Origin of the sequence: Paraburkholderia sp. BR14312 (assembly GCF_040948675.1) — a bacterium.
GTDB classification, from domain to species: domain Bacteria; phylum Pseudomonadota; class Gammaproteobacteria; order Burkholderiales; family Burkholderiaceae; genus Paraburkholderia; species Paraburkholderia nodosa_A.
On the sequence record NZ_JBFPKI010000018.1, the window covers coordinates 16,138 to 31,776 of the forward strand.

At 62.8% G+C, this 15,639-nt stretch carries 12 protein-coding genes and 2 pseudogenes; 8 read left to right on the plus strand and 6 right to left on the minus strand.

What is annotated here, in order from left to right:
• Positions 1-298 precede the first annotated feature (298 nt).
• From AB3X98_RS37195 to AB3X98_RS37205, 3 genes are all read right to left on the minus strand, one after another.
• Entirely contained in the window at positions 299-1,534 is a 1,236-nt protein-coding gene (locus AB3X98_RS37195) for a diguanylate cyclase (protein ID WP_368605360.1), read from the minus strand.
• Between the two features lie 317 nt (positions 1,535-1,851).
• Positions 1,852-2,199, minus strand: coding sequence for a hypothetical protein (locus AB3X98_RS37200; RefSeq protein WP_368605359.1), 348 nt, complete (start codon positions 2,197-2,199; stop codon positions 1,852-1,854).
• Positions 2,200-2,342: 143 nt separating this feature from the next.
• On the minus strand, positions 2,343-2,498 hold the full coding sequence (locus tag AB3X98_RS37205) for a hypothetical protein (RefSeq protein WP_368605358.1): 156 nt from the start codon (positions 2,496-2,498) through the stop codon (positions 2,343-2,345).
• Positions 2,499-2,790: 292 nt separating this feature from the next.
• On the opposite strand from AB3X98_RS37205, the gene AB3X98_RS37210 reads away from it, so the two are divergent.
• The 3 genes and pseudogenes from AB3X98_RS37210 to AB3X98_RS37220 all read left to right on the plus strand — a co-directional run.
• Positions 2,791-4,001 (plus strand): IS3 family transposase gene (locus AB3X98_RS37210; RefSeq protein WP_368605357.1). Its coding sequence is split into 2 segments (ribosomal slippage): positions 2,791-3,106 and positions 3,106-4,001, totalling 1,212 coding nucleotides; the frame shifts between segments, so codons are not numbered across the junction.
• Between the two features lie 104 nt (positions 4,002-4,105).
• Positions 4,106-4,731, plus strand: a pseudogene (locus tag AB3X98_RS37215) (IS6 family transposase).
• Positions 4,732-4,787: 56 nt separating this feature from the next.
• Positions 4,788-5,309 (plus strand): annotated as a pseudogene (locus AB3X98_RS37220) (NmrA/HSCARG family protein); the annotation flags it as partial.
• 89 nt (positions 5,310-5,398) lie between these two features.
• Here AB3X98_RS37220 and AB3X98_RS37225 read toward each other — a convergent pair.
• Positions 5,399-6,601, minus strand: coding sequence for a PucR family transcriptional regulator (locus AB3X98_RS37225; protein ID WP_368605356.1), 1,203 nt, complete (start codon positions 6,599-6,601; stop codon positions 5,399-5,401).
• Between the two features lie 230 nt (positions 6,602-6,831).
• Here AB3X98_RS37225 and AB3X98_RS37230 point away from each other — a divergent pair, with 230 nt between their 5' ends.
• The 5 genes from AB3X98_RS37230 to AB3X98_RS37250 all read left to right on the plus strand — a co-directional run bounded on the left by AB3X98_RS37230 (position 6,832) and on the right by AB3X98_RS37250 (position 12,581).
• Positions 6,832-7,206 (plus strand): YtcA family lipoprotein, encoded by a 375-nt coding sequence (locus tag AB3X98_RS37230; RefSeq protein ID WP_368605355.1) that lies wholly within the window; start codon positions 6,832-6,834, stop codon positions 7,204-7,206.
• A 185-nt stretch (positions 7,207-7,391) separates the two neighbouring features.
• On the plus strand, positions 7,392-8,450 hold the full coding sequence (mdtN, locus tag AB3X98_RS37235; RefSeq protein ID WP_368605354.1) for a multidrug transporter subunit MdtN: 1,059 nt from the start codon (positions 7,392-7,394) through the stop codon (positions 8,448-8,450).
• Positions 8,447-10,549 carry an FUSC family protein gene (locus AB3X98_RS37240; protein ID WP_368605353.1) on the plus strand — a complete coding sequence of 701 codons (2,103 nt, stop codon included), beginning with the start codon at positions 8,447-8,449 and terminating at the stop codon, positions 10,547-10,549. The genes mdtN and AB3X98_RS37240 overlap by 4 nt, the downstream gene beginning before the upstream one ends.
• On the plus strand, positions 10,546-12,033 hold the full coding sequence (locus AB3X98_RS37245; protein ID WP_368605352.1) for an MdtP family multidrug efflux transporter outer membrane subunit: 1,488 nt from the start codon (positions 10,546-10,548) through the stop codon (positions 12,031-12,033). Before AB3X98_RS37240 ends, AB3X98_RS37245 begins: the two co-directional genes overlap by 4 nt.
• Before the next feature lie 44 nt (positions 12,034-12,077).
• The gene (locus AB3X98_RS37250; protein ID WP_368605351.1) at positions 12,078-12,581 is read left to right on the plus strand and encodes a MarR family winged helix-turn-helix transcriptional regulator; all 504 of its coding nucleotides are present in this window, start codon (positions 12,078-12,080) and stop codon (positions 12,579-12,581) included.
• A gap of 39 nt (positions 12,582-12,620) precedes the next feature.
• On the opposite strand, the gene AB3X98_RS37255 is transcribed toward AB3X98_RS37250, so the two are convergent.
• A complete protein-coding gene (locus AB3X98_RS37255) occupies positions 12,621-13,793 on the minus strand; it encodes an FUSC family protein (RefSeq protein ID WP_368605350.1) in 1,173 nt (390 codons plus the stop codon).
• 458 nt (positions 13,794-14,251) lie between these two features.
• On the minus strand, positions 14,252-15,427 hold the full coding sequence (locus AB3X98_RS37260; RefSeq protein WP_254317383.1) for a porin: 1,176 nt from the start codon (positions 15,425-15,427) through the stop codon (positions 14,252-14,254).
• Between the last annotated feature and the right edge of the window lie 212 nt (positions 15,428-15,639).

The window sequence follows — 15,639 nt, forward strand, 5'->3', positions numbered from 1 at the left end:
ATCCAAGAGCATTGACGTATTCCTGTAGTGCAATCTACCGTTCGCCTGGGACTGTGTACCGCATTCGAGGCACTTACACGCTTCGACTCGGCGGCTGGCAAGTGTATGACGGCGGCGTTCTTATCAGGCGTCAGTGCTATGCCTGGAATGGAGTGGACCGGCACCCTTCTGATTATTTTAATGCCCCCGTCTGGTGCATCGTGCCGGACATGAATGACGTTACCCCAGCGAAGCTCAGCTCTGACAACCCATACCGCATTGTGCCCGCTTGCATAAAGCCGCCGCTCGTATCAACGTTTCATTCGTTCAGTTCGATCCCGTCGCTTGAACGGCACAAAATTTCCGCACGTCGCGGTTCCGGTGACGAACCGAAAGCATAGGTTGAGCGGCCAATGCGCTTTGCTATATACATCGCTGCATCAGCGACATCGAGCAGTTCCTCGACACTCTGCACGCGATCGGGGAATGTCGCTATTCCAACACTGACGCCCACGGGAAAACGGCCGCTGTACTCGCGCTCTCCTGCGGAACGCACGCAGCAGATCAGACGCCCCGCCAGCTCGCGAAGCTGGCTGTCATCGCCGCAATCCTCAACAAGCAATACAAATTCGTCGCCGCCGACCCTTGCAAGTACATCGGCCTCTCGCGTCGCACCGCGGAGCGCCTCAGCCAGCCGGCACAGCAATGAGTCGCCAGCACTGTGCCCCAATGCATCATTGACGTGCTTGAATCCGTCGATGTCCATGTACAGCAATGCAACCCGCGCCGGATCTGCGTGCTCCGTCAAGGCCGCGATGGCCGCAAGCAGCCGGCGACGGTTGGGAAGGCCTGTCAGGGGATCCTGTGCCGCCTGTCTGTCAAGTACATCTGACCACGCGCGAATCCTGGCGAAGGCTCGACGTTGCACGAACAGCGCATACAGCATCAGGGCGCAGACGAGCACAGCCGTGACGGCTAGCGCGGCCGTTTCCAGCTGGATTCTCTCGTGTGCGTCGCGCGTGGCCGAACGCCGCTTCTGGCGCCACACGTCGAGTAGCTGACCGAGATCCAGACGAAGCGAGTCCATGTAACGCCGGCCTTCGTCTGTCTGCACGAGCGCAATGGCGGCACCGCGTTGCCCCGTGCGCGCGAGTTCTACGGTTCGGGTGAGTTCCGCGACCTTTTCCGTCTTCACCTGCTCGATACGGCGAACGACCTCTACCGAGTCCGGATCAACGCCGGCGATCTGCTCAAGCCGCAGCAGCGCGCCATCGAGGTCGTTCATGCCTTGACGGTACGGATTCAGATAGCTTTCATTCCCTGTAAGCAGAAAGCCGCGTTGTCCAGTTTCAGCGCTCTCCAGATCGTGGAGGACCAGTGTCGCGGCTCCGAGAACCGCGAACGCTTCCTCGTCACGGAGATTGTCCTGAACAATGACGCGTGCTTCGTACAAAAACATTGCGGCGGCCAGCAGGAGACTGAAGACGATGCCGTAATAAAGCGCCACGAAACGGTTACGGTCGCCATTCGCCGAGCGGAACAGACGCACAGGCACAGAGGAATCCCGGTACGCAGGAGTGAACAATTGCGGAATGTTACATCAAGTCAGTGCTCGCTAAATTGTTCATATGCTGGACCGCGAACGTCGAATGTTCCCGTTACATTTGCGATGGATCGAGACGGTCATCGAAGGGGTGCCCAAGATCCTTAGTCCGGCATTCGACACTACGACTTCCTTGAAACCGCGGCACGGACATGTCGCCACGCCTCTGGAGATTGACCGCTTTCAGGACCGGGGCGAGCGAATTTCTGAGTCGTACGCCCTCGTCTATTCGCGGTGTTGCCCCGACTCGACAGGGCTACTCAGGTATTTCAGGACCGCTCCCGCAATATGCTGGGACGCCACCCCTGATCCGGACAATCTCCAAGTTTTTCCGTCGGGATTTGATAGAGCCTCATCGACAGCCAGATCCCTTGTAGATACGCCTCATAGAATTGTGTGTACTCGCCCTCATCGGAGATACCAACGGCGATCCGGAAGACACCGTTGTCCACCACTACGACATATGCCTGATCCGTAAGCGGTGCTCTGAAAGCGGAACATTGCGAAAAAAGCTTCCTTTCGGAACCCATTTTCTCAATGCCATAAACATCGTAGTAAGCGCCCACAGCATCCCTCAACTCGTCGAAACCAACTTCGGGATTCAACTGATCGAACAAAGTGACAAAGCACGATCAACCGCCTCGCCTGATTCTGCATGGTTTGGCACGCACCTGTGTGCGGGTATTATGTGCCTACGTGACCGAAACGACTTGTTCAGAGTGCACAAAATCGAGGTGTGCGCGGCGCCGGATGAAAGGACTCAGGCGCTGTCAAGCAGACAGAGCACCGCCTTGCCCGAGTCGGTCAGCGCAAAGCGCGCATTCACGACATCTACCAGCCCGGCACTCTGCAGCGCCAGGTAGTCTGGCGTGGCCGCCGTCGTTTCTACAGGCGCGGAGGCGAGCAGCAACAGCACGGCGATTTCATGCAGACTTAATGCGCGCCACAAGCGCGGAACTGCCGGGGCGTATGGGTTCGAAGCTTTCCTTTCTTGTTTCATGTTCAATGTGGGTACCTAACGTAAAGGTTGTGTCGCAGTAACGCGGGAGCGCTAGAATGCGTGTCTTGTGAAACGGCACTGATCCCACGAATGAAGAAGGCCCACCAACGCCGCTGGAGCGGCCCCCTGAATCGCCGGACACAGTCTCCCGCTTAAACTAACGGGTAGGCATAAGACTGTGTTTTTGACTAACACCAGGCAGGAAGTGATGGAAGTGTTGACGGGCCCCGAGCGTCGGCGGCGCTGGACGGCGGAGCAGAAGCTGGCGATGGTGCGGGAGAGCCTCGAGCCGGGGAAGTCGGTTTCGATGGTTGCGCGCCAGCACGGCGTGAATCCGAACCAGTTGTTCCACTGGCGCAAGCTGTACCAGGACGGGAGCCTGTCAGCGGTCAAGGCTGGCGAGGAGGTGGTTCCGGCGTCGGAGCTGGCCGATGCACTCAAGCAGATTCGTGAGCTGCAACGGATGCTCGGCAAGAAGACCATGGAGAACGAGATTCTCCGCGAAGCAGTCGAGTATGGCCGTGCAAAAAAATGGATAGCGCACTCGCCCTTGCTGCCGGAGGACGACCAGTGAAGCTGGTTTGTGAAGTTCTCGGCGTGTCGCGCTCGAACGTATCGGCAAGAATGTCGCGTCCGGCGACATGGCGCGATGGCCGTCAATCGAAGCAGACCGACGATGCGACCGTGCTCGAGGAAATCCGCCGTGTCGTCGGCGATTTGCCCAGCTATGGGTATCGACGGGTTTGGGGCACGTTGCGCAACGAACGCGTTGCGGCTGGGCTGGTGCCGTTCAATGCCAAGCGAGTCTATCGCGTCATGCGCGCACACGGGCTGCTGATGGAGCGTCGACCGATTCCACCCCGGCCGCAACGCCGGCACGACGGAAAGGTGGCTGTAGCGCGCAGCAATCAGCGTTGGTGCTCGGACGGCTTCGAGTTTCGCTGCGACAACGGCGAGCCGCTGCGCGTGACGTTCGCGCTGGACTGCTGCGACCGTGAAGCGATGAGCTGGGCGGCCACGACGGCGGGCCATAGCGGCGACATCGTGCGCGACGTGATGCTGGCTGCGGTGGAAAATCGCTTCGGCAATGCGCTGCATACGCCATCCGAAATCGAGTGGTTGAGCGACAACGGCTCGGGCTACACTGCCGACGACACGCGGAGATTTGCAGTGGGCATAGGCCTGAAGCCATTGACCACGCCGGTGTGCAGCCCGCAAAGTAACGGGATGGCCGAGAGCTTCGTAAAAACCATGAAGCGCGACTACGTCGCCTTCATGCCGAAGCCGGATGCAGAGACTGCTGCTCGCAACCTGGCCATCGCGTTCGAGCATTACAACGAGAAGCATCCCCATAGCGCGCTGAAATACCGCTCGCCCCGCGAGTTTCGGCGCTCGATAGATTCAGCAACCTCAGTGTGAGGCTGTGTCCGGGATTACAGGGTCAACTCCAGCCGCGAACGGCCCTTGCTCCAGCAATAGCGAAGGTTCCGAAGCGACTGCACTATCCGCTCGATGTTATTCTGATGTGCGTGCGCTGGTACGTGGCCTACGGGCTGAGCCTGCGAAATCTCGAAGAGATGATGGCTGAGCGTGGCATCGATGTTGATCATTCAACCGTGCACCGGTGGGCGATCAAGCTGCTGCCCGTTCTGGAAAATGCGTTCCGGCGTCGCAAGCGTGCAGTTGGCGGGAGTTGGCGCGTCGATGAGACGTATATCAAGGTCAAGGGACAGTGGAAGTACTTGTATCGAGCTGTGGCCAAGACGGAAGACACGATCGATTTCCTGCTGCGCGCCCATCGTTACAAAGCTGGGGCGAAGCGCTATTTCGAGAAGTCGATCGAGCAGAAAAGCCCGAGATAGTAACCATCCACAAGAGCGGAGCGAATCTCGCTGCGCTTGAGGCCAATCAACGCCAAGCGCGAGATACCGATCCAGATCCGCCAAAACAAGTATCTGAACAACATCCTCGAACAGGACCATCGCGCGATCAAGCGCCGAACTCAACGATGCTTGGGTTCAATAAATTTAGTTGTGCCCGCATCGTATTGGGCGGCATCGAAATCATGCACATGATTGTCAAGAGACAGATGAATGGTGACGGTGTTGATCAGACGCCTGCACAACAGTTTTATTCGCTCGTAGCATAAGTAGTCCGTATCATATTGGAATTGGCTACCTTCTCGGCCTTACCGCGACAGAACACATGCTGGAACAGATGGGCTTCGGCGCCACGATTCTGCGCCCGGCGTACTTCATCGAGAACGAACTGATGATCAAGGACGTTATCTTCAACCATGGCGTCTATCCGATGCCGATCGGGAGCATGGGGGTCGCCATGGTCGACGTCCGCGATATCGCCGAGGTGGCCGCCATCGAATTGATCCGTCGCGATCAGGCGCCGGGCGAGCTGCCGGTCGAGACCATCAATCTGGTCGGCCCCGATACGCTGACGGGTTCGAAGGCCGCCGCTATCTGGTCCGAAGTCCTCGGCCGCCCGATCATCTACGGCGGCGACGATCCGGGCGGCTTCGAGCAGAACATGGCGACCTTCATGCCGAAGTGGAGCGCCTATGAGATGCGCCTGATGGCCCAGCGCTATGTCAACGACGGCATGATCCCGGAAGTGGACGACGTTGCACGTCTGACGAGGGTCCTGGGCCGTCCACTGCACACCTATCGCGAGTTCTCGGCGGGGCTCGCCTGGCAGCAGAGCGCCACGGCCTGAGACCGCCACCGTCCGGTGAATGCAGAGTGCGAAGCCAGGCTGACGGGTGTGCTCTTCTTGAGCGCAACGCCCGCGATGCCCCCTCGCCGCTACTCGCGCCCGGCGCCGTGCGTGAGCTTCAGCGCGATATCGAGCCGCGCGACCCACTGCGCGTCGTCGAGCGACGCGTCGAGCATTTTTTCGATGCGTTCGAGCCGGTAATTGAGCGTGTTCAGATGAATGCCGAGTGCGTCCGCCGTGGGCCGGCGGCGTCTGCCGTTGGCATAGAACGCGTTCAGTGTCGCCAGCAGGTCCGTATCGGTTCCGATCTGCTCGACGAGCGAGACGAGATAGCGCATCACATCGCCAGCCGCGCGCACCGTTTCTTCGAGCGCGATGTCGGAGTATCGCGCGACCCGCGCTACGGTCGCGCCGCGCAGCGAGACTTCGACGGCGCGCATGGCCTCGTTGGCGGAGGCCGCCCATCCTGCTGCTCCTTCGTTCAACAAACCGATACCGATCGCACGAATGCGTTCTTCCGCGTTCGCAAGGCTTTGCGCGCAACGACTTGCTGCGAGATCGCTCTGGGCAGCCAGCTCTGCTCGCTGGCCTGGAAGCCAGAAGATCGCCCGCCCGCGATGCCACACGTGGACGATCGCCTCCCGCTCGACGCGGAAGTGGCGCGACACAGCGAGCGCATAGCGCTCGGATTCCCGCTCACGGATTTCGGACGTGAGTGTCCCGAACCCGGCGTCGAGCGCGATCGCCATTCGCGGCAGCGAAGCGTCGAGCCCCAGCGCGCTCATTGCCGTCGTGAAGCTCGCGTGGTCGTGGGGAGCATGAAAGATCACCGTATACAGCTGGTAAAGAATCGCATCGCGCCAATGCGCGCGGTGACGCTGCTCCTGAACGTACGCCTGCGCGAGGGTTTGCGCGACGCCTTCGAAGAATTCGAACAGGAACGGCGCCACCGTCATCGCCAGTTCGCGCGCAAGGTCCGCTTCTTCCGCGGCAACCTCGACACTGGCTTGCCAGATTTCACGCGCGCCGACCTGGGTGGCGCGCAGTAGCGCCTCCAGTGGCACGCTTTGGTGAACGCGTCGCCGGGCTGACTCCTCGATTTCGGCCATCACCGGTCCCGCGAGCTGCGTGCCCTTCAGGAGGAGCTGGAACCACAGACTCGCCAGTTGCTCGATTGACCGGAATATGTCGTCGCGGATCGCCGATGAAAGGGCCCGATACCCGTCCACCTTCATGAGCGAAGCGTACACGCGCTCGATGGGCACAGAAGGATCGTTCGCGAGGGTTGTCATTCCTTCGCGGAGTCGCTGGCTGATCTGCGGGGTCGTAGTGAACAAGGTGGGTTGTACCATGAGTCGTCAGTGCGCACGTCGCGCGGGCACCGAGATGAGGCAGTATGCCATTTCGTGAAATGACACATAGGGCCTGTGCCGTTTGACAATTTACCACGCGCCCCTGCCCACCTAGGATAAGCGGTCGGGACGAGACTCCCCCGCCGAGGTCGTTTTTTCGCTGTGCATCAATGCGCGGGCGCACGCCCGCAGCGCGGTGGAACGCCGGAAAGCTTGCCCGGCGGCTCGCCCTTCAACGCGTTTGCATCGCCTGCGATGCCTGTGATCGATTCATGACCTTTTCCACTGCAACACGGCTTGCCTGGCCGGCGTGCGCCTCGCTGTCATTGGGCGGCTGCGCGATTTCGCCTTCTCTACCGCTGTTAGGCGCTGCCTTTCCCGACTGGCTTTTCTGCATCGCGGGCGGCGTCGTGGCAACGGTCATCGTTCACCGCGTGCTTGGCCGCCGCGGCTTGCGCGGGGCGCTGTCGCCACTTGCCGGCACCTATCCGGCCCTGACTGCCATCTTCGCGACGGCGGCCTGGCTCATTTTCTTCGCCCACTGAAGATGCAATCGCCTATGACGTCTCGCGCCCGGACCTTTCGCAACGCCAGGGGCGCCGCAGCGGCAATCGTCCTCGGCGGCGCCGCTTCCGCGTTCGTGCTGTGGCGGCTCGACAGCATCCTGGGAAGCGTTTTCTCATCGCTCGCATCGACCGCTTTTTCTCTTCTTTGACTGCGCGTACCGCATATGACTGACAACGCTCGCGCACCGCGGCGCACGAAACGACTGCCCGCCGCGGTTATCGCCCTCATCGCCATCGTCCTGCTTTGCATCGTCGTCTGGCGCAAGGACCACGCGCCCAGCACGGACGACGCGTACGTTTACGCCGACACCATCAACGTGGTTCCCGAAGTCAGCGGACGGATCGTGGACCTTTCCGTTCGCGACAACCAGGCGGTCAGGAAAGGCGATCTGCTGTTTCGGATCGACCCGCGCCCCTATCAGGCCGCGCTGGATCAGGCGCGCGCGCGCCTGGTGGCACTCGACAAGCAGATCGGGCTGACGGAGCGCTCCGTCAACGCGCAGCAGTACAACGCCGAATCGGTGAAAGCCGCGGTCGAACGGGCGCGCGCCGTGGCTGCGCAGGCCGCCGATACGCTGCACCGGACCGAGCCTCTGCTCGATCACGGCTATGTTTCCGCGGAGGAGGTCGATCGCGCGCGCACGGCACAACGCTCGGCGCAGGCCGAACTCGACGCCGCGACGCTGCAGGCCCAGCAGGCCAGCGCCGCGGTGAGCGGCGTGGACGCGCTCGTCGCGCAGCGAGCCGAGGTCGAGGCGCAGATCGCGATTGCCGAGTTGAACGTCGAATTCACCGAAGTTCGCGCGCCGTTCGACGGGCGCGTCGTGTCGCTGCGCACGACGGTGGGCCAGTATGCGTCGCCGCTCAAGCCCATCTTCACGCTGATCGACACCGATCACTGGTACGTGGTCGCCAACTTCCGCGAAACGGACCTGAAAAACGTGCGCGCGGGCACGCCCGCCAACGTCTACCTGATGAGCGACACGAGCAAGCGCTTTTCCGGCGTCGTGGACTCGGTCAGCTACGGCGTACTGCCCGACGACGGCGGCCTGGTGCTCGAAGGGCTGCCGCGGGTCCAGCGCAGCATCAACTGGGTCCACGTTTCCCAGCGCTTCCCGGTGAAGATCGCCGTGCGCAATCCCGACCCCGCGCTGTTCCGCCTCGGCACGTCGGCCGTCGCTACGCTCGATCCCACTGGCACGACCGCCGGCGCGGCGCAATGAACACCGCCATGGACACCGCCGGCCAGTCCGGGACGGGTTTCGCGCGCCTCATCCGCGGTCTCGCGGACGAGGTTCGCGCCTACCCGGGACGCACCAACCTGATTCTGCGTTGCATGCTGGCCAGCGCGATCGTGATCACCGTCTCGATGGCGTTGCAGGTGCCGTTTCTCGCGCTCTCGCTCGTCGCCGTTTTTTTCGTGACACAGTCGAACGTGGTGATGACGCGGCTCATCGGCATCGTGTTCATGCTCGGGACGACGCTCGCCGTCGGCAGCATCATTCTCGTGCTCAAGCTGACGTACGATTTCCCGCTGCTGCGCATCCTGATTTCTACGGCCCTCTTCTTCGCAAGCGCGTACCTGATGCGCGTCGCGAAGATCGGCGCCGCATTCCTGCTCGTCGGCATCGTCGTCATCTACGTGCAGTCGTTCGTCGATTTGACCGATCAGGCCGAGGCGCTGGTTCGCATCTCGCTGTGGGTGTGGGTCGCCACCGTCTACGCCATCGCCGTCACGCTCGTGATCAACACGCTGTTCCTGCCCGCGGAACCCGTGCGCCAGCTCGAGGACGCGCTGCTCGGCCAACTGGCGGCGGTCGATGCCCGGCTCGCGGCGCTCGAACGCGGCGACACGTCAGCCGTCACTCCCGACGCGAGCCGGGTCGAGAACGCCGCACTGACCCTGCAGAAGCTGCTGCGCTTTTCGACTATGCGCGACCCCGCGTTCAGGCAGCGACAGACCTTTCATCTGGCGCGAGTGGCGACTGTCTCCCGGCTGTTCACGGCGGCAGCGAATCTGCCTGAAAGCACCGCGGGCCTCACGGGCAGCGTCGTGCCCGATCTGCGCGACGCTTGTGCGCGTCTCGCCAAATCCATCCGCACGGGAGAGCGCTTCGTCATCGCCAGCGCGGCTGTGCCCGTTTCCCCGGCCGCTGCGCTGCCTGGCTCGCTCTTCGAAATCGGCAACGCCCTGCGCGCCTTCGCCGACCGCTGCGCCGCGCCGGAGCCCGCCGAGTCGCCCGCCGAAAAGGAGCGGATGCTCGTGCCGGACGCTTTCTCCAATCCGGTCTATGCACAGTTCGCCCTGAAAACGTCGCTGGCGGCGTTGCTCGGCTACCTCTTTTACCGCGCGACCGACTGGCAGGGAATTCACACCGTCATGCTGACGGCGCTGATCGTGGCGCAGCCGAGCCTCGGCGCGACCGGCCGGCGCTCGATGCTGCGTATCGCCGGGGCAGCCGCGGGCAGCCTCATCGCGCTCGCAATGGTGATATGGGTGGTGCCGAACGTCGACGGCCTGACCGGCCTGCTGCTGATGTCGATGCCCGTCATCGCGCTCGGCGCGTGGCTGGCCGCCGGTTCGGAGCGCATCAGCTATGCGGGAACCCAGCTCATGTTCACGTTCGCGCTCGCCCTGCTCGAACAGTTCGGGCCGACCACCGATCTCACGGAAATCCGCGACCGCATGCTTGGCATTCTGCTCGGCGTGGCCATCTCCGCGGTCATTCATGCGTCACTGTGGCCGGAGGCCGAAGGCGAGGCGCTTCGCCAGCGTCTGGCGCGCCTGCTGCGCCGCCTGGCAGCACGCGTGCGGCAACCGCAGGAAGGCCCTCCCACCCCGCTCTGGGCCGAACTCGCCGATTGCGAGGCGATGGCCGCGCGCGTCGCACTCGAGCCCGGCTGGCAGTTTGGCGAAGCGCAACACGAGGCGTTCCAGGTACACATGCAGGCGGTGCTCGCGCAAACCCGCGAGATCCTGCTCGCGAGCGTCGCATTCGAAGCCGAGCGGCGTGCGCTGCCCGCGCTGCCACCCGAGGGCCCGCGCAACGCGACACGGTTCGCCGAAACGACTGCCGCCTCGCTGGAAGCCTACGCGGACGACCTGACCGCGCGGCCCGAGGCGGTACGCACGCCCACGCTCGCCCTGCCGTCGGCCGCCAAAGAACCGACCGCTACAGACGCGACATTGCCAGCAACCTCGGACGCGCAAGCGCGAGTCGTCGCGCGCGCCGCAAAACTGGCCGAGGAGGTTTCCACGCTACCCCACTGGGGCGTCGCCTTGACCGCCCCCGCCTTCCCTACCGAAGCATCGCAAGCATGACTGTATCCTCCGTTCACGTTGCGTCTCGCTGTCTGCGCTGGGGCGCGCGCGCCGCGCTCGCCTGTGCCCTGTCCGCTTGCGCACTGGTCCACGACGACAGCAAAGCCCCGGCGCCGGTCGAGGCGGATCAAATCCGTCTCGCCAGCGACATCCAGTTCGCGCAAGGCGACTGGCCCGCGGACACCTGGTGGAAAGCGTATGCGGACCCGCAACTGGACACGCTCGTCGAACGGGCGCTGGCCTCGTCGCCATCCATCCTGATTGCACGCACGCGCGTCTCCCAGGCAAAGTCGGATATCGATCTGGTGCGGGCGGGCACCAACCTCCAGGTCGCGGCGCTGGGCGCGATCGATCGCCAGCGCGTGTCATCCAACGGGTTTCTCGGCCCGTACTCGGGCGAGCAGCCGCTGATCGGCGCGACGGGGCCGTGGTACACGGAAGGCATCGTCGGTCTTGGCGCCAGTCTGAACGTCGACATCTGGGGCAAGCAACGCGCACAGGTGCAAGCCGCGATGGGCGTACGCAATGCGCGGCTCGCCGAACTGGCGGCCGTGCAGCTCGAACTGTCCACCGACGTGGCCCAGATTTATTACGGAATCCAGACGACCTACGAGCTGATCGATCTGCTCCAACGGCTCGAAGGCGAAGCGGCGTTCTCCGTCGAGGCTCACGCCGCCCGCGCAGGGCGCGGTCTCGAGCCGAAAACACAGACGGAACTCGCACGAGCGCAACTGCTGGCGACGCAGCGTCAGATCGTGGCGGCCCAGGCCCGCGTGAAGCAACTTCGCGAATCGCTGCGCGCGCTGCTCGGCGTAGGGCCCGACGATCTGCCGGAAATCCGGCCCGTGCCTTTGCCCCTGCCGCAGGCGACCTTGCCGCCCACGCTTTCGTATGAGCTGCTGGCCCGCCGGCCGGACCTCCAGGCCATGCGCTGGTACGTGCAGTCGTCGTTCAGCCGCATTGACGCGGCCAAGGCCGCGTTCTACCCGAGCTTCGACATCAAGGCGTTCTTTGGCGTCAATGCGCTGCATCTTTCCGACCTGTTCACACATGCGAGCCAGCAGATCAACCTGATTCCGGGCCTGTATTTGCCGATCTTCGAGGGCGGACGCCTCAATGCGAACCTCAGCGGCGCTCGCAACGCGAGCAACGCGCTGATCGAGCAGTACAACGAGACCGTGCTCGATGCGGTGCGCGACGTGGCTGTGACGGCGAGCAGGCTGCAGGATCTCGGCGACGAGACGAACTTGCAGACGCAGAAGATCGAGGCGGTGTCGTTCGCCGAAGCGAGTGCGCAGGCACAGTATCAACGCGGCGTCGCAAGCCGCCTTGCCGTAACGGACGCGCGCCAGGCAGTGCTGCTCGAACGCATCGCGCTGCTCGATATCAACGCACGGAGCCTGAGTCAGGACATCGCGCTCACGAAGTCCCTTGGTGGCGGCTACCGCTCTGGTTCGGCCAGCACTCTGTCCGGCCGCCCATGAGTGCGAGCAAGCAGACGATCGTGAACACGCACTCGAGCGTGGGCATGCCGGAAGCCGTGGCTCTCATGGAAGCCCCTTCAGAGGCTAACGATGTCCTCATGCTCCTGTTTCGGGTTCACAGGACTTTCAGCAGCGCGCTCACTGATGAGATCCAGGGCGCGCTTGGCGTTTCGGCCACGCAGGCGCGTGTCCTGCTCTGTCTGGCCGGCTCGGCCTCTATCACCTGTTCGGGCCTGGCCCGACGCCTTGGCTGGGATAGCAGCCATATCTCTCGCCTCGTTCCGGTGCTGCAAAAGCAGAATCTGATCGCGAGCCGGCGTTGCACGATCGACCGCCGGACGGTGTGGCTTTCGCTCACCGCCGCGGGCACGGCGATCGCGGAGCGCGTGCCCGCCGCCTTTAACGCCAGTGAGCAAGCCATCCTGAGCACGTTCGACGAACACGAACGCGAGTTGCTGCGCAGCCTGCTTTGCCGCGTCGCGTGCCAAGGCGAACCCGCCGTGCGCGACGGGGCGGACGGTGCATCCGCACACCTCGACGAGGCTTGAGCGCAGCGGCGGCGCGAACTTCAAGCCGAGCGTCCGCTGTTACTCACGAACCAGCGCGACGCCCACGCGTGCGGTCGTGGACGGCATGAGCAGCAAGGCTGCGGCGAGCGACACGAGGCATCCGGCAAAGACTTCCTCGATACGCAATTCGGCAAGCGGCACGATGGCGAAGCCAAGCTGGCCGTAAACGAGCCCCACGAGCATCGTGATGAAGAACACGCCGCGAGCGTATGCGTGAAAAATGTAATAGGCCCAGCCGAAAACCGATAGGGCCATGGCGGCCACAAGCACCCAGGCTTGGTGTCCGCATAGGGTAATGAGCAGCACGCTGACCACCGCGCCGCTCAGCGTGCCGGCAATGCGTTTCATGACCCGTGCGCGCGTTCCCTGATACGAAGTCGTCCCAAGAAAGACGACGAAAGTGCTTATGACCGCCCACATCGAACGGTCTTCGGAGAATTCGCCGCCCGCCAATATCGCGAGCAGGGCCGCGACGCTGGCGACGAGGGCCGGCCGCCACGCGAGCCGGCGGAGCCGGTGCGCGAGCACGGTGGAAAAGGGCCGCCGGGGCGGGCGCCCGGTCACGAGGAGGTCGGCGACATAATGGATGGTTACGCGGCCCCATGCCTTCGCAGCCACGAGGGTGTGGGGCAACGCGCACATGAACGACGGCGCCGGCGCACTGCCCCGCGCGACCGGAATGACGACGCGCCCGACGAATGCGACGATGAAAGGAGCCATCGCCATGGCAGTCAACATTGTCATCAGCCGCGTGTGTGAAGGATGCAGATACAGGCCGAGGTAGAACGACACGAGCGTGAGCATCGCTGCGCCCACCGCGCGAGCGCCGAGCGATTGGCACAAGATGCCCAGAAACACGACGAGCAGCGCCCCGGCGTCACGCAGCGCGGGCTGCGACGCGAGCGTGGCGGCACCGGCAAACGAGGCGCAGGTGCACACATAGAGAACAAGTATCGAGGTGAGCCAGCTCGACCAGCGCGCTTCGCGCAGAAATAAAGGCGCAATCATCGCGAACAACGCGCCAGGTACTGCAAGCGTCGGCGCTTCGTGATGGCGCAGCGCCCAGGACACGCCCACGCCTGCCGTGAGCAGACAAGCGAGCGTCGAGCGTGCGGCACCGCGCAGGCGCGCGAATTCGGGGTCCTCGACAAGTGCGCGTTGGAACGCGCGGGAGCAAGCGGCGGCGATCATGGTCGACGATATCCGTGCGTGTCGGCTCCGGGCTTGTGGCCGTGGGCCGATGTCCGGGCATAGCAGCCCGGCGTTGGCGTGGACACCTGATGCGCACGCCTTCCGGGATCTCCGGTCTGACGCACGCCCGGTGAGGCGTAGTCCCGGGCGCACCCAGTCTGCGTCGAGGTACGATGCAAGGCGGGCATTCCGGGTTTTCCGGATGATAGCCGATCAAAATTAAACCAATGTCGCGATCGACAAGATCGTGCACCAGGCGTGGCATCGACGCTCTACGCGCGAGGCGTTCGGACGAGCAAACGCGTCGCGGCCTCCCCTACTTTGGAGACAACGACAGCCAAGGGCTTTCGCAGCCGGCCCCTGTTTACACCGGGAGCCCGATAGTAATGGGCCGACGCGATTGCGCCGGCCCGAAACCTCAGACACGCAGTGCGTCAGAGGACATAAGACGCGTCGCGTTAGAACATCTTGCGCAGACCAATTGCCAGGCCCAGCTGGTTCGTGCGGCCAATATTGTTGGTCGCGTTGTTGTTGGCGTCTACACCGCCCGGATAGTCGGCAGAGAAGGCACCGGTGCCGCGTGCCCAGTCGGCAATCCCGTAAACTTCCGTGTGCTTCGAGAACGAGTACTCGGCAAGCACGGTGGCCGACTGGTTGTCGCCTCGCCCGAGGCCGCCATTGAGCAGAAGCGCATTGCGCGTCTGGCCGTAGTAGTACGCAAAGGTAAACAGCAGCGGCGCGGTAGCTTGCCAATTCGCACCGACATAATAGGTATCGTCGATCCGGTTACGGCTGAAGCCGTGCAGTGTCGGCGCGCCCGCTTGTTGCATGTTGTAGTCGGTCAAGCCAGTCTGATCCTGCCCGTGCAACCAGCCGGCCAGCAGGCGGATATCCTGGTTGAGCTGATACGCGCCGCTGACGTGATAGAACGTGGTCTTGCCGCCATTGATTGCGCTACCGATATTGTTGCCGACCGACGAACCTGTCGCGGACGTCGGGACGGAAACCTGGTGGAAGCCAACGTTGAGTTGGGCGGGACCGTACGCGTAGGTCAATTCCACGGCGTAGGTCGCGCCGAGACCGACCGAACCCGCCTGGTTGCCGAAGCCGTACAGCGCGTCGATCGACAGATTATCGAAGGTGCCCTTGTACTTGACCGAGTTGTTGACGGTAAGGTAATTCCCGATGCCGTTGTACATCCAGCTGTTTTGCCAGTAGTCACCCACGGTCAGCGGATCGAAGACGTCACCCAACGTATCGTAGGCGGGCGCATATTGCCTGCCGAAGGTCAGCGCGCCCCACTTGTTGCTCGACAGCCCCACGTAGGCCTGCCGGCTGAACAGCGTGTTGTTCTCGTGGAGTTGTCCATTGAATGCCTCGAAGCCGTTTTCAAGCCGGAAGACAGCAGAAAGGCCGTCCCCCAGGTCTTCGGAGCCCTTCAAACCCCAGCGGCTGTGGGTTTCCGGGCCGGAGGTCATCGAGACCTGATCCTTGCCGCCAACACCGGCATTCGTCTGATACCGAATGGCGTTATCGACCAGCCCGTACAACGTAACCGAACTCTGTGCGAACGCCGATGTTGCTGCAACAGCGAACAGTGCACCCACAGCACTGGAAATTGCGACCTTCTTCATTTCTACCCCAAGCGTGATTAATTCTTTACCACTCGATCAATTCTGTTCGAGCCAACGCAATAAAACCGTTGACGCGATACTAGGTCGCCGCAATTTTGACGCATAGCGTTCGGGAGGCATTGTTGCGTGTTTGCCAGGCGCGGTGCATACGCGATACGGCATGCAAGTCCCTGATTGATAGAGCTGTTTTTTGATTGCTACATTCTGGGAAA